Origin of the sequence: Streptomyces sp. NPDC047880 (assembly GCF_040706515.1) — a bacterium.
Taxonomy (GTDB): domain Bacteria; phylum Actinomycetota; class Actinomycetes; order Streptomycetales; family Streptomycetaceae; genus Streptomyces.
The window spans coordinates 17,493-30,465 of record NZ_JBEZOK010000026.1 but is presented as its reverse complement, the minus strand read 5'-3'; the positions used below and the strand labels follow the sequence as shown (position 1 = coordinate 30,465).

General features: G+C 72.5%; 13 protein-coding genes, 1 tRNA gene and 1 riboswitch. Of the genes, 8 read left to right on the top strand and 6 right to left on the bottom strand.

Annotation, left to right across the window (positions count from 1 at the left end; translation table 11 throughout):
* Positions 1–72 precede the first annotated feature (72 nt).
* Genes AB0937_RS30735 through AB0937_RS30720 form a run of 4 tightly spaced genes read left to right on the top strand, consistent with a single transcriptional unit; the run spans position 73 to position 2,916 of the window.
* Complete coding sequence (locus AB0937_RS30735) at positions 73–990, top strand: STAS domain-containing protein (RefSeq protein ID WP_366716229.1); 918 nt, start codon at positions 73–75, stop codon at positions 988–990.
* 23 nt (positions 991–1,013) lie between these two features.
* Positions 1,014–1,400 carry an STAS domain-containing protein gene (locus AB0937_RS30730; protein WP_366716228.1) on the top strand — a complete coding sequence of 129 codons (387 nt, stop codon included), beginning with the start codon at positions 1,014–1,016 and terminating at the stop codon, positions 1,398–1,400.
* Positions 1,400–1,843, top strand: a complete 444-nt coding sequence (locus tag AB0937_RS30725; protein WP_366716393.1) for an ATP-binding protein — start codon at positions 1,400–1,402, stop codon at positions 1,841–1,843. The genes AB0937_RS30730 and AB0937_RS30725 overlap by 1 nt, the downstream gene beginning before the upstream one ends.
* A complete protein-coding gene (locus AB0937_RS30720; RefSeq protein ID WP_366716227.1) occupies positions 1,843–2,916 on the top strand; it encodes an ATP-binding SpoIIE family protein phosphatase in 1,074 nt (357 codons plus the stop codon). The genes AB0937_RS30725 and AB0937_RS30720 overlap by 1 nt, the downstream gene beginning before the upstream one ends.
* Positions 2,917–3,268: 352 nt before the next feature.
* On the opposite strand, the gene AB0937_RS30715 is transcribed toward AB0937_RS30720, so the two are convergent.
* From AB0937_RS30715 to AB0937_RS30705, 3 genes are all read right to left on the bottom strand, one after another.
* Complete coding sequence (locus tag AB0937_RS30715; RefSeq protein WP_366716226.1) at positions 3,269–3,775, bottom strand: MarR family transcriptional regulator; 507 nt, start codon at positions 3,773–3,775, stop codon at positions 3,269–3,271.
* 118 nt (positions 3,776–3,893) lie between these two features.
* Positions 3,894–4,535 carry a GTP cyclohydrolase II gene (gene ribA, locus AB0937_RS30710; RefSeq protein ID WP_366716225.1) on the bottom strand — a complete coding sequence of 214 codons (642 nt, stop codon included), beginning with the start codon at positions 4,533–4,535 and terminating at the stop codon, positions 3,894–3,896.
* Between the two features lie 132 nt (positions 4,536–4,667).
* Positions 4,668–5,180 (bottom strand): MarR family transcriptional regulator, encoded by a 513-nt coding sequence (locus AB0937_RS30705; protein WP_366716223.1) that lies wholly within the window; start codon positions 5,178–5,180, stop codon positions 4,668–4,670.
* A 77-nt stretch (positions 5,181–5,257) separates the two neighbouring features.
* Here AB0937_RS30705 and AB0937_RS30700 point away from each other — a divergent pair, with 77 nt between their 5' ends.
* The 4 genes from AB0937_RS30700 (at position 5,258) to AB0937_RS30685 (ending at position 9,114) form a co-directional block, all read left to right on the top strand.
* Positions 5,258–6,388 (top strand): dihydrofolate reductase family protein, encoded by a 1,131-nt coding sequence (locus AB0937_RS30700; protein ID WP_366716221.1) that lies wholly within the window; start codon positions 5,258–5,260, stop codon positions 6,386–6,388.
* A gap of 65 nt (positions 6,389–6,453) precedes the next feature.
* Positions 6,454–6,527: transfer RNA gene (locus tag AB0937_RS30695), tRNA-Met, on the top strand.
* Between the two features lie 286 nt (positions 6,528–6,813).
* Positions 6,814–6,969, top strand: a riboswitch (cyclic di-AMP (ydaO/yuaA leader).
* An 11-nt stretch (positions 6,970–6,980) separates the two neighbouring features.
* Complete coding sequence (locus tag AB0937_RS30690) at positions 6,981–8,015, top strand: M23 family metallopeptidase (protein WP_366716219.1); 1,035 nt, start codon at positions 6,981–6,983, stop codon at positions 8,013–8,015.
* Positions 8,016–8,169: 154 nt separating this feature from the next.
* Positions 8,170–9,114: an aldo/keto reductase gene (locus tag AB0937_RS30685; protein WP_366716218.1), complete on the top strand. Its 945-nt coding sequence runs from the start codon at positions 8,170–8,172 to the stop codon at positions 9,112–9,114.
* 71 nt (positions 9,115–9,185) lie between these two features.
* Here the strand turns inward: AB0937_RS30685 and AB0937_RS30680 are convergent, their stop codons facing one another.
* The 3 genes from AB0937_RS30680 to lhgO all read right to left on the bottom strand — a co-directional run bounded on the left by AB0937_RS30680 (position 9,186) and on the right by lhgO (position 12,896).
* Positions 9,186–10,559, bottom strand: coding sequence for a PrsW family intramembrane metalloprotease (locus AB0937_RS30680; protein ID WP_366716216.1), 1,374 nt, complete (start codon positions 10,557–10,559; stop codon positions 9,186–9,188).
* Between the two features lie 59 nt (positions 10,560–10,618).
* On the bottom strand, positions 10,619–11,458 hold the full coding sequence (gene trmB, locus AB0937_RS30675; protein ID WP_366716214.1) for a tRNA (guanosine(46)-N7)-methyltransferase TrmB: 840 nt from the start codon (positions 11,456–11,458) through the stop codon (positions 10,619–10,621).
* 232 nt (positions 11,459–11,690) lie between these two features.
* Positions 11,691–12,896 (bottom strand): L-2-hydroxyglutarate oxidase, encoded by a 1,206-nt coding sequence (lhgO, locus tag AB0937_RS30670; protein WP_366716391.1) that lies wholly within the window; start codon positions 12,894–12,896, stop codon positions 11,691–11,693.
* Positions 12,897–12,973: the final 77 nt, after the last annotated feature.

Genomic DNA, 12,973 nt, shown 5'->3' with positions numbered 1-12,973 from the left:
AATGTTTGTCATACGGCAAGTAATGGCTGAGGCGCCGTCGCGCGACCTCGGTCCGGCCCGTGCAAGGGAGCGATGCAAGTGTCGGTGTCGGAAGAGAACGCGGAACAGGAGCCGGCCGCGTACCAGGTGAGCGCTTTCCTGGAACGGCGCCGCGAGCAGATCGCCCAACGCTGGGCGGACGCCGCGCTGTTCCGGACGGTCTTCACCGTCTCACGGGACGAAGCGGTGGAGGCGGGCCGGGCCGTGGCCGCGGCGCTGGCGGCCGTGGCGGCCTCCGGGCGGCTGGACGACATCCGCGCGTCCGGATTCGAGTCCGTGCGCGACCAGTTGGGGCGGATGGCGGCGTCCCGCGCCCGCACGGGCATCGACCCGGACGGGGTCGCCGGCGAGGTCGCCGCGCTGCGCGAGCCGGCGACCGAACTGCTGCGCGCCGAGTTCCCGGAGCCGTACGCCCCCGAGGCCCAGGAGGCCGTGGTGGCGCTGACGGTGCTCATGGGCACACTGCGCCTGGTCGTGATGGAGACCACGGTCAGCGCGGGCGAGGAGCTGATCGCCCGGCAGCGCGAGCAGCTGCACGAGGTGGCCACCCCGGTGATCAAGCTGTGGGACAGCACCGTCGCCGTACCGCTGATCGGCACCCTGGACAGCGCGCGCAGCCAGGTCGTCATGGAGAGCCTGCTGGACGCGATCGTCGCCGAGCGCGCCCGGTACGCCATCCTCGACATCACCGGCGTGCCCACGGTCGACTCGCTGGTCGCCCAGCACCTGATGAAGACCGTGGCGGCGGCGCGGCTGATGGGCGCCGAGTGCATCGTCTCCGGCATCCGGCCCGCGATCGCGCAGACCATCGTCCACCTGGGCATCGACCTCGGCACGGTGCTCACCCGCTCCAGCCTGGCCGACGCGCTCGCCTACGCGCTCAGCCAGCAGGGGGTCGAGATCGCACCGCTGAGGGTGGCCGGCGCGGCGGCGGACGCGGGCACGCGGTGACCGGGAGCGCGGGACACGGACCCGTGGGCGGACACGGCTTCACCGTGCCGGTCCTCCAGCTGGGCGATGTCCTGCTGGTCACCCTCCAAGGGGAGTTGCACGACGGCATGGCCGAGCAGCTCCAGCAGGACATCACGGCCCGGATCTCGCACAGCCGGGTGACCGGGGTGGTGATCGACATCTCCGGTGTGGAGATCGTCGACTCGTTCCTGGGTCGGGTCCTGGCCGAGATCGCCGCCGGAGCAAAGCTGCTGGCAGCCCGCACGGTACTGGCCGGGATGCGCCCGGCCGTGGCCATCACCCTGGTCGAGCTGGGGCTCACCCTGCCCGGCCTGCGGACGGCCCTGGACGTCGAACGAGCGATGGAGCTCCTCGGCGTCGCCACGCGCCGGGGCGAGGGGGGTCCATGATGCAGGCTTCCCGCCATGCCGGCCAGGCCAGCCTGCCGATCGGCTCGGACGCCGATCTGGCGTGGGTTCGGCAGCAGGTCCGGCAGGCCGCCGCCGAGCTCGGCTTCGGGCTCGTGCAGCAGACGAAGCTCGTCACGGCGGCGAGCGAACTGGCCCGCAACACCCTCGTCCACGGCGGGGGCGGCCATGTGCAGATCACCCCGCTGGACACCGGCGCGGCGCGCGGGCTGCGGCTGGCCTTCGTCGACACTGGGCCCGGCATCCGCGACCTGGACCAGGCGCTCACCGACGGCTACACCAGCGGCGGTGGCCTGGGGCTCGGGCTGAGTGGGGCCAAGCGGCTGGTGCAGGAGTTCGAGGTGGACAGCAGACCCGGTGAGGGGACCACCGTCACCGTCACCGCCTGGGCCACCGTCGTGCCGCCCTCCCGGACGGTGCCGTGATGAGCAGGGTCTGGGACGTTCCGGTGGAGGACGACTCGACGCGGGTGCGGGACGTGCGGGTGGCGGCCGAGGAGGCCAGTGCCTGCGCCGGCCTGCCCGCGAACCGGACCGCGACCGCCGCGCTCGTCGCGACGGAACTGGCCACCAACCTGCTGCGGCACGCCGAGGGCGGGCGGGTGCTGATCAACCTCGTCGAGCGCGCGCACGACGGCGACCACCGGCCGGCCGTGCAGCTCGTCTCGCTCGACCACGGGCCCGGCATCCCGGACGTCGCGGCGGCGATGCGCGACGGCTACACCACGACCGTCGCCGCCTCGCTGGGCGCCGGACTCGGGACGTGCCGGCGCATAGCGAACGACTTCGACCTGCACAGCGCGCCGGGCCGGGGCACCGTCGTGATGGCGCGGATCGGCCACGAGCCCGCCGCCCGCAACCAGGGGCCGCCCCCGCCCGGGCCGCGCGCCGGGGGCGTCAACGTCCCCTTGGGCAGGGCCGAGCACTCCGGGGACGCCTGGGCCCGGGTGCGCCGCGGCGACCGGCTGACCCTGCTGCTCGCCGACGGGCTCGGCCACGGGGCGAAGGCCGCCGAGGCCTCCACCGCGGCCGTGGAGGAACTGCGCGGCCTGGGCGGGCTGCCGCCGGCCGAGATCCTGCGGAGTCTGGGCCGGGCCCTGCGCCCCACCCGGGGCGCTGCCGTCGCAGTGGCCCAACTGGATGTGCGAGACGCGCAGTTGAGTTTCGCCGGGATCGGCAACGTCGGCGCCCGGCTGCGGACCGACGGCGCGTGGAAGCCGCTGTTGTCCCACCCCGGCATCGTGGGCGCGCAGACGCCGGCGTCCGTGCCCGTGCAGCGCGTGCCGTGGCACCCGGGCAGTCTGCTGGTGCTGCACAGCGACGGCCTGCCCAGCCGCTGGACGCCGCCCGACGACGGCGTCCTGCCCGGCTGCGACCCGGCGGTGGCGGCCGCGGTGGTGCTCCGGGACGCGGGAAGCGCGGCCCGCCCGGTACGGGACGACACCTGCGTGGCGGTCCTCACCGCAGGCGGCGAGAGCCGCCACGGCTCGGGTAGGTGATGCGCGTTGGCGGCGGGTGCTGTGAGGGTGCGGGTGTGTGGTGCATGTTGGCGGCGGGTGCTGTGAGAGTGCGGGTGTGTGGTGCATGTTGGCGGCGGGTGCTGTGAGAGTGCGGGTGTGTGGTGCTTGTTGGCGGCGGGTGCTGTGAGGGTGCGGGTGTGTGGTGCTTGTTGGCGGCGGGTGCTGTGAGGGTGCGGGTGTGTGGTGCTTGTTGGCGGCGGGTGCTGTGAGGGCTCGGGCGCTCGATGCCCGCCGACTGCGGCAGCCGCCGCGATGGCTCAGCCGCCTGACGCCCCCGGCGACCGACCGGCGCCGTCGATTCCGGGTCCGCCTGCCCCGCCCGGCCGGTTTCTCAGCGGTCCTCTGGGCTGCGGGTGTGCGGTGGCGACATGGTCCGGGCCGCCAGGAAGCCCCGCAAACCCCTGCTCAGCGCTGCCCGTTCGGCCGGTTCCATGGCCGCCAGTGCCGCGGTCAGGGCCTGGGTTCGGCGGTCGGCGACGTCACCCAGGACGTGCTGTCCGTGTGTGGTGAGCCACAGTTGCACTTCGCGGCGGGTGTCGGGATGCGGCGCCCGTTCCAGCAGGCCGGCCGCGGCCAGACGGTCGCAGAGGCGGCTGGCCGTGGGGAGGCCGATGTCCAGACGGTCCGCCAGGGCCGTCAGGTTCAGCCCGGGCGCGGCCTGCACGGTGCGCAACGCCCGCAACTGGTGCGGTGACAGCCGCAGGGACGCCTCCTGGGCGGCGACCGACCACAGCGCCACCAGGCTCTCCACAGCATCGGTGATCTGCGCTGCGACGGCCTCCGGGCCCTCGCCCGGTCCCCTCGCCCGGTGGTTGCCGGGGCCGCCGAGATCGGTCACGAAACGGTCACTTCCATAAAGGCGCGGGTACTGATGAGGTCGCCCTCTTGCAAAGGCTGTACCCGATGAACCGAAGGGCAAGCAGCCCGGTTCAGTGCCCGGCCGGACCGGCGGCCGGTCAGCCCGCGTTGAGCTCCGCCAGCGCAGCGAGCGGCAGCGTGTGCTGGGTCTGGAGGACTTTCGCGCGCAGGTAGCGGACGTTGTGGGCGGTGGTGAAGACGCCGGTGGGGACCCGGTCGCGGACGTCGACGCCCAGCGATCGCAACTGGTCGGCCTTGTCGGGGTTGTTGGAGAGCAGGTCCAGTTCGCCGATGCCCAGGGCCCGGAGCATCTGGGCCGCCGCCGTGTAGTCGCGGGCGTCCTCCGGCAGCCCGAGCGCCGCGTTCGCCTCGTAGGTGTCGAGCCCCTCGTCCTGGAGGGCGTACGCGTCGAGCTTGTTGTAGAGGCCGATGCCGCGGCCCTCCTGGCGGAGGTAGAGAAGGACGCCGCCGCGCTCGGCGATGCGCTCGACCGCCTCGCGCAGCTGCGGGCCGCAGTCGCAGCGGGCGCTGCCGAACACGTCCCCGGTCAGGCACTCGGAGTGCAGCCGCACCAGCGGGACCGGGCCGGGTTCGCCGAGGACCACGGCGACGTGCTCCTGGCCGTCGGCCAGCCCGTGGAAGGTGACGAGCTCGGCGTCGGCCTCGTAGCCGTCGTGGAAGCGCAGCGGGACCCGGACGCGGGAGCGCGGGGTGGCGATGACGGCGGGAGTGTCGGGCATGCGGGGCCTCCGGGTTCCGTTCCTGTTCGGCTGCACAGCCGTAGTGCTTCAGATTTGAAGCAGATCCACGATCGGAACCCTACTCGTGCTTTAAATTTGAAGCAAAGAGAATCCGGCTCTATGTGATGCGCGTCACGAGCAGGGCGACGACCTCCGTCGCCACGGCACGTCGTCCGCCGCCGGCCGGGTCCCGTCCTCCTGGAGCCCCTGCGCGATCGCCGCGGAGATCTCCTCCAGCTGGCCCACCTGCTCCTCGCTGAGCCGGTCGAACAGGGAGCTGCGCACGGTCTCTACGTGCCCCGGCGCCGCGCGCTCCAGCACGGCGAACCCCTCGTCGGTCAGCGCCGCGATACTGCCGCGCTTGTCGTACCGGCAGGCCTCGCGCCGCAGCATGCCGTCCTTCTCCAGCCGTGTGACCGCGTACGTCAGCCGGCTTCGCGTGATCTTCAGCCGCTCGGCGAGATCGGTCATGCGCAGCCGCCGCTCCGGGGACTCCGACAGGACGGACAGGATGGAGTAGTACAGGTGTGGCATGCCGGCGTCCTGCTGGAGCTGCCGGTCGATCGCGTCCTCCAGGAGCAGCGAGGCGGCGATGTAGGCGCGCCAGGCGCGCTGCTCCTCGGGGGTGAGCCAGCGAGTCGTCATGCCGCCAGTGTAGGTTTGTTTCAAACTTGAACCAAGCCCTGTCCCGTCCCGCAGTCCCGACCAGCCGCGGAGCACCGATGCCTCACCCGTACGTCCTGCTGTCCGCCGCCGTCTCACTCGACGGCTACCTGGACGACACCGGGCCCGACCGCCTGCTGCTGTCCAGCCCGGCCGACTTCGACCGGGTCGACGAGGTCCGGGCCGACGTCGACGCGATCCTGATCGGCGCCGGCACCATCCGCGCCGACAACCCGCGCCTGCTGGTGAACTCGGAGCAGCGCCGGGCCGCCCGCACGGCCGCGGGCAAGCCCGCGTACCCGCTCAAGGTCACCGTCAGCGGTTCGGGCGACCTCGACCCGGACGCCCGCTTCTGGCACACCGGCGGCGAGAAGCTCCTCTACACGACCGACCGGGGCGCCGAGCGCGCCCGTGCGCTCGGCCTCGCCGCCGACGTCGTCCCGCTCGGCGCCGGCCTCGACTGGCGGCGGCTGCTCACGCACCTGCACGACGTCCGGGGTGTACGGCGGCTCATGGTCGAGGGCGGCGGTCTGATCCACACGCAGCTCCTCACCCAGGGCCTCGCCGACGAACTCCAGCTGGTCCTCGCCCCGCTCTTCGTGGGCGACCCCCGGGCGCCCCGCCTCTTCGGCCCCGGCGGCTACCAGGGGGGCCGGCTCCGGCTGCTGGAGTCGCGGCAGATCGAGGACGTCGTCCTGATGCGCTACGAACCGACCGCCCCGGGCACCGGTTCCCTGCCCGCCGCAGCCGATCACCACTGGCTGGCCCTCGCCTGCGAACTGGCCGAGAGCTGCCCGCCGTCGGGCACGGCGTTCAGCGTGGGCGCGGTCGTGGTCGCCGCCGACGGCACGGAACTGGCCCGCGGCCACTCCCGCGAGGGCGGCGACCCCGTGGTGCACGCCGAGGAGGCGGCCCTCGCCAAGCTCGACCCGGCCGACCCGCGGCTGCCCGGCGCGACGGTGTACAGCAGCCTCGAGCCGTGCGCCCGCCGCGCCTCCCGGCCCGCTCCCTGCGCCCGGCTGATCCTCGACGCGGGCGTACGGCGGGTCGTCACGGCCTGGCGCGAGCCGGACACCTTCGTGACGGACGCCGACGGCAGCGGCCTCCTGGCGGCGCGGGGAGTGGAGGTGCTGTTGCTCCCGGAACACGAGGAGCGGGCCAAGGCCCCGAACCGCCACCTGGTGCGCTGAGCGCGGGCCGGAGGGAGGGTGTGCGCGAGCAGTCCCGCGGATGGCGTACACTGGTGACACAACGACGCGGGGTGGAGCAGCTCGGTAGCTCGCTGGGCTCATAACCCAGAGGTCGCAGGTTCAAATCCTGTCCCCGCTACTGAAGGCCGAGGGCCGGAATCCAAAGGATTCCGGCCCTCGGTGCTTTCCCGGTGACTCGCTACGGTCGGTGAGCGAACCGTCCCGTTCCGCATAACAACTGACACACCGTCAAACCTCGTCGGCCACTTGTATGGTGGTCAACTCGCCCGATTTAAGTCGGTCATGGCAGGTAAGTCCGCGCGAAAAAGGTTAATGATCAAGTGGAATCGCTGGAATACCCCTCGCGCCTCCATTAACGTTCGATAACGCAGCGCGGTCGTCCCAGCCGTCACAGAAGGCGGCTCCGTGCGCACGCGCCGAATCCCGAAAGGGAACCGGGGAACCACCACTTGGGGTGAATCGGGCGTAACCACCGTGGAAGCACGGCAGGTATACGCGCGTAGGAGACCTTCCTGCTCCGAACCCGTCAGCTAACCCGGTAGGCGAGAAGGAAGGAAAGGAGTACGCCCACGTGGCGTCCAACCGGCCTGCCCCCACGGCCCCGTACGCGCCGAAGCGCGACACCGACACCTTCGGCTACGGCGGTCAGCGCACCGACGAGGGCCCGTTCCAGGAGTGGAACCCCACCGAGGAGTCCATCCGTCCCGTCCGCGGCCGGCATCGCGTCACCAAGCAGCGCGGCGGAGGTCTCGCCCGCAGCTCCACCGTCCTGGGCGTCGGCGTCATAGCCGCTGTGGGTGCCGGCGGCATGGCCAGTGCCCAGACCGGCAAGCCCCCGGTGTCCATCTCCGTTCCGGACCTGCCCTCGGTGGGTTCCCTCATCTCGGACGACGACACCCCCGAAGGTTCCGCCACCCCGCTCAGCAGCCTCGGCACCGTCACGGCGGACACCGAGCAGGCCAAGGGCGCCTCCGGTGCCGGCGAGGCGCTGCGCGCCCGGATCATGGCCCAGGTCGAGCACCAGCAGGACCAGATCGAGACCAAGGCCGCCCAGGACGCCGCGGCCGCCGCCGAGAAGGCCGCGGCGGAAGCCGTCGCCAAGGCGGAGGAGGAAGCCAAGGCCAAGGCCGCCGAGGCCAAGAAGAAAGCGGAGGAAGAGGCCAGGAAGAAGGCCGAGGCCGAGCGGCTCGCCGCCCTCGCCAAGCAGTTCACCCTGCCGACCTCCTCGTACACCCTCACCTCGACGTTCGGCCAGGCGGGCGCCTACTGGTCCTCCGGCTACCACACCGGCCTCGACTTCGCCGCCCCCACGGGCACGCCGATCAAGGCCGTGCACAGCGGCACCATCACCGAGGCGGGCTGGAACGGCTCCTACGGCTACAAGACCGTCCTCACCCTCGATGACGGCACCGAGATCTGGTACGCGCACCAGTCCTCCATCGGCGTCAGCGTCGGCCAGAAGGTCAGCACCGGCGACGTGATCGGCCGCGTGGGCGCCACCGGCAACGTCACCGGGGCGCACCTGCACCTCGAAGTCCACTCCGGCGGATCCGCCGGCGGCATCGACCCGATGGCGTGGCTGCGCGGCAAGGGACTGAACCCGTAAGCGGTACACATCCGTTGAAGCACCGCGACCGAAGACCGGCGGCCCTGACGACGACCCCCCGACGTCAGGGCCGCCGGTCTTCGGTCGCGGTGGTCACGGGAATTTCGCGTCCGTAGCGGAATGAGGTCCTCCCGTACGGTCGTTGACACGGGGCATGACTTCTCTTCTCAAGCTCGGCTCCTCCGACCTCGAGGTCTTCCCCCTCGCCCTCGGCGGCAACGTCTTCGGCTGGACCGCGGACGAGGCCCGGTCCTTCGACGTCCTCGACGCGTACACCGCCGTCGGCGGCAATTTCGTGGACACCGCCGACGTCTACTCGGCGTGGGCCGACGGCAACCGGGGCGGGGAGTCCGAGACCATCCTCGGCAAGTGGCTCGAGGCGCGCGGCAACCGCTCCGACGTCGTCGTCGCCACGAAGGTCAGCCGGCACCCCGAGTTCCAGGGACTGTCCGCCGCCAACATCACGGCCGCCGCCGACGCCTCCCTGCGGCGCCTGCGCACCGACTACATCGACCTCTACTACACCCACTTCGACCAGCCCGACGTGCCCGTCGAGGAGATCATCGGCGCGCTCGACGCCCTTGTGAAGGCGGGGAAGGTGCGGCACATCGCCGCCTCCAACATCTCCGCCGAGCGGCTGCGGACGTCCCTGGAGTTCTCCGACCGCGAGGGGCTCGCCCGCTACGTCGCCCTCCAGCCGCACTACAACCTGGTCTCCCGCGACACCTACGAGGGTGAGCTCCAGGACCTCGCCGAGCGGGCCGGCCTCGCGGCCGTTCCGTACTACGCGCTCGCGTCCGGTTTCCTCACGGGCAAGTACCGGCCCGGTACGCCGGTGGAGAGCGCGCGGGCGGGCGGTGCCGCCAGGCATCTGGAGACCGAGCGGGGGCGGCGGGTGCTCGCCGCCCTCGACGAGATCGCCGCGGCGCACGACGTGCCCGTCGCCACCGTGGCCCTCGCCTGGCTCGCCGCCCGGCCGACCGTGGCGGCGCCGATCGCTTCCGCACGGACGGTGGAGCAGCTGCCCGCACTGGTCGGCGTCGGGGAGCTGACGCTCTCCGAGGCCGAGGCCGAGCGGCTCACGGAGGCCTCGGCCTGAGCAGGCCACAGGAGGAGCTTCAGGGGCTGTGAACGGGGTGCGGCACCGGCCGCCAGGCCTCGGTCCGAGTACTAGGAGCGGTAGGGGTTGTAAGCGGGGTACGGCGTCGGGCGGGTCGGCTGGTGGGCGTAGCCGTAGCCGTACCCGTGTCCGTACACCCCGTGGACCGGCCAGGGCGGGGCCACCACCGGGACCGGAGGGGCGGTGATCCGCGCCGCGTGGTCCAGCGCGGGCCGGGACACCTCCCGGCGTCGCCACAGTTCGCCGAGCAGCTCCCGCTCCCGTACGGCGAAGTCCGCCCGGACGCCGCCCCGCCGGGCCCGGTGCCGCAGGAACGCCAGGGACGTCGCGTACGCCTCGTACCGGGCCACCTCCCGGGCCGCCGCCCTGCCGAGGTGGCGGCGGGCGTACTGGCGGGCGATCCGCCGGGCCCGCATCGAGCCGAGCGCGTACGGCTCGGCCGGGGTCAGCCAGCCGGCCACGGCGTAGGCGGGCAGCTCCGCCCGGATGGTCTTCAGCTCCCGCTGCCGCGTCCAGATCACCAGCCACGTCAGCAGCCCGAAGATGGGCACCATGAACGCCGCGTACACGGCGAAGAAGCCGTACTCGCCGAACGCCGACGAGCCGTTCCACATCGCGTGCATGCCCATCGCCAGCAGCAGCCCGGACAGCGGGAAGACGATCCGGCGCACGGGCCGGCGGGCCGCCGAGAGCGCGGAGATGCCGAAGCCGATGCCCGTGAGGACCGTGAACAGCGGATGCGCGAACGGCGACATGATGATGCGCACGAAGAAGGTCGCCGCCGTGACGGAGGCGATGCCGCTGCCGCCGGTCAGCTGGTCGGTGCCGAACGCGGTGCCCAGGTAGAGGATGTTCTCGGTGAAGGCGAAGCCGGTGGCGGTCACGCCGGCTATGACGACGCCGTCGACGATGCCGGTGAAGTCGCGACGCCGGAAGAGGAAGACCAGGAGTACGGCCGCCGCCTTGGCCGACTCCTCGACCACCGGCGCTATCACCGTCGCGCCGAGGGTGTCCGCGCTGGACGGGTCCGCCGTCGCCGTCGCTATCCATCTCGTCGCGAAGCTGTTGGCGACGATCGCTATCAGCGCCGCCGCGCAGGCGCCCCAGGCGAAGCAGAACACCAGGTTCCGCCAGGGGCCGGGTTCGACCCGGTCCAGCCAGCGGAACGCGGCTATCAGCAGGGGCACCGGCAGGACGGCCAGCCCCAGCCCGACCAGGAACCCCTCCGTACCGGTCTCCTCACGGACCAGGGCGAGGATGACCAGGCCGGATATCGCGAGGAGCGTGCTCAGCGCGCCGTAGCGCACCCAGGCGCGCTGCCACCAGTGGGCGTGCCGCAGGGAGCCGGGCGTGCCCGGGCCGGCGAAGGGGACGCCGTTGTCGGGACCGCTCGGGTACGAGGGGTGCGGGAGGCTGGTGGCCACGGGATTGACCCTAACGACGGATGGGCGCTGTCCGCAGGCGGGAGAGGTGCCAGGGGTGGTCAGGCGCCGGCGGGGGGCTGGTCCACGTGCTGTACGCGGCGGAAGAGGAGGTCGTTCACGACATGTCCCTTGTCCAGTCCCTGGCCCTCGAAACGGGTCAGCGGACGGAAGTCGGGACGCGGCGCGAAACCACCGTCCGCCTGCGTGTTCTCGAAGTCGGGGTGCGCCGTGAGGACCTCGAGCATCTGCTCGGCGTACGGCTCCCAGTCGGTGGCGCAGTGGAGGAGCGCGCCGGGCCGGAGGCGGGGGGCGGCGAGGGTGAGGAAGTCCGGCTGGATGATCCGGCGCTTGTGGTGCCGCTTCTTGGGCCAGGGGTCGGGGAAGTAGACGCGGAGGCCGGCGAGGGATTCCGGAGCGAGCATCTCGCGCAGGAGGATGATCGCGTCGCCGTTGCCGACGCGGACGTTGGACAGGCCGTTGCGGTCGGCGAGGTTGAGCAGGTTGCCCTGGCCGGGGGTGTGGACGTCGACGGCGAGGATGTTCGTGGCGGGGTCGGCGGCGGCCATCTGGGCGGTGGCCTCGCCCATGCCGAAGCCGATCTCCAGGACGACGGGGCTGTCGTTGCCGAACAGCTCGTTCAGGTCGAGGGTTCGGCCGCCGTCGATGTCGAGGCCCCACTTGGGCCACAGGCGCTGCAGCGCGTCCGCCTGACCGGCGGTGACACGGCTGCGCCGCGGCTGGAAACTCCGGATCCGCCGCTCGAAGTGCGAACCGGCGGGGTCTGCCTTCGGGCCGTCGGGGAAGCGCGGCTCTCCCTTGGCCCGGCTCCGGCGGACGGAGACGCCGGGGAGGTGCGGGTGCGGGCTCTGGACTTCGGGGGTGTTCGCGGACTCAGACACAGTGCCTCTGATTTTACGGCTGAGGCGGGACGCGGACGCGGCGGTGGTGGGCCGGGACCGCGCCGGGGGGTGTCCGCCGGCTCAGCTGCGTGCATGTGTGCCGCCGGGGGCGGCACGAGTGGGCGTGGGGGTCCCCCCTGCTCGAGCGAAGCCGACAGCTTGGGGGAGGCACCCCGCTCCGCCGGGCCGCGGCCCCACCCGGCATCAGCGACAACGCCGGGTTCCGGACGGCTCACAGCGCGCTCAGCGCCCTCCGCGCCACCTCCCGCCCGATCGGCAAAGAGGCGGTGGCCGCAGGCGACGGTGCGTTGAGGACATGGACGGTCCTGGCGCCCTCGCGGATCAGGAAGTCGTCGACCAGGGTTCCGTCACGGAGCACCGCCTGTGCGCGCACGCCCGCCGCCGTCGGTACCAGGTCGTCCTCGGACACCCCGGGCAGCAGTCTGCCCACCGCCTGCGTGAACGCCTTCTTGGAGAGGGATCGCCGCAGCTCACCCGCCCCGTACCGCCAGTGCCTGCGGGCTATCCGCCAGGAGCCGGGCCAGGTCAGGGTCGAGCCCAGCTCGCGCGGTCTCACCGTGCTCCACCGGTATCCCTCACGGGCCAGGGCCGGCACCGCGTTGGGCCCGACGTGCACGCCTCCGTCGATGCCCCGCGTCAGATGTACTCCGAGGAACGGGAACGCCGGGTCGGGCACGGGGTAGACCAGGCCGCGCACCAGCTCCGGCCGGGCCAGCTCGTAGTACTCGCCCCGGAAGGGCACGATCCGGACCTCGGGGTCGTCCCCGGTGAGCCGGGCGATCTCGTCGCACTGCAGCCCGGCGCAGTTCACCAGGACCCGCCCGCGTACGACGTCCCCCGCGGCCGTGAGCACGGCGACTCCCCGCTCGGGACGCCGGTCGACGCGTACCACCCGGGTGCCGTAGCGGATCTCCGCGCCCGAGCCGTGGGCCAGGCGGCGGGCGACCGCGACGAAGTCGCAGATGCCGGTCGTGCCGACGTGGATCGCGGCCAGGCCGCGGACCTCCGGCTCGTACTCCGCGATCTGGGACGCGCCCAGTTCGCGGACCGGGATGCCGTTCTCCCGGCCGCGCTGCACGAGCGCGTGCAGGCGGGGCAGCTCCGCACGGTCGGTGGCGACGATCAGCTTGCCGGTGACCGCGTGCGGGATGCCGTACTCGGCGCAGAACTTGACCATCTCCGCCGCGCCCCGCACCGCGTAGCGCGCCTTGAGGGAGCCGGGGCGGTAGTAGATGCCGCTGTGGATGACGCCGCTGTTGCGGCCGGTCTGGTGGCGGGCCGGGCCCGGCTCCTTCTCCAGGACGGTGACACGTGTGCCCGGCGCGGCGCGGGTGATCGCGTACGCCGTCGACAGGCCGACGATGCCGCCGCCGATCACCAGCACGTCGCAGTCGTACGCCGTCCGCACCTGCACCACCTCCCGGTACCGATAGTGCACTGTGCCACTGACAGCACCTTCAAACGCCGGGAGCACCATCGTCTCCAGGGGCGCGG

Bases quoted from the DNA above. Each gene is read 5' to 3' on its own strand.
- AB0937_RS30735 (WP_366716229.1), top strand. From the start codon at position 73: ATGCAAGTGTCGGTGTCGGAAGAGAACGCGGAACAGGAGCCGGCCGCG.
- AB0937_RS30725 (WP_366716393.1), top strand. From the start codon at position 1,400: ATGCAGGCTTCCCGCCATGCCGGCCAGGCCAGCCTGCCGATCGGCTCG.
- AB0937_RS30720 (WP_366716227.1), top strand. From the start codon at position 1,843: ATGAGCAGGGTCTGGGACGTTCCGGTGGAGGACGACTCGACGCGGGTG.
- ribA (WP_366716225.1), bottom strand. From the start codon at position 4,535: ATGCCCGACACTCCCGCCGTCATCGCCACCCCGCGCTCCCGCGTCCGG.
- AB0937_RS30705 (WP_366716223.1), bottom strand. From the start codon at position 5,180: ATGACGACTCGCTGGCTCACCCCCGAGGAGCAGCGCGCCTGGCGCGCC.
- AB0937_RS30700 (WP_366716221.1), top strand. From the start codon at position 5,258: ATGCCTCACCCGTACGTCCTGCTGTCCGCCGCCGTCTCACTCGACGGC.
- AB0937_RS30685 (WP_366716218.1), top strand. From the start codon at position 8,170: ATGACTTCTCTTCTCAAGCTCGGCTCCTCCGACCTCGAGGTCTTCCCC.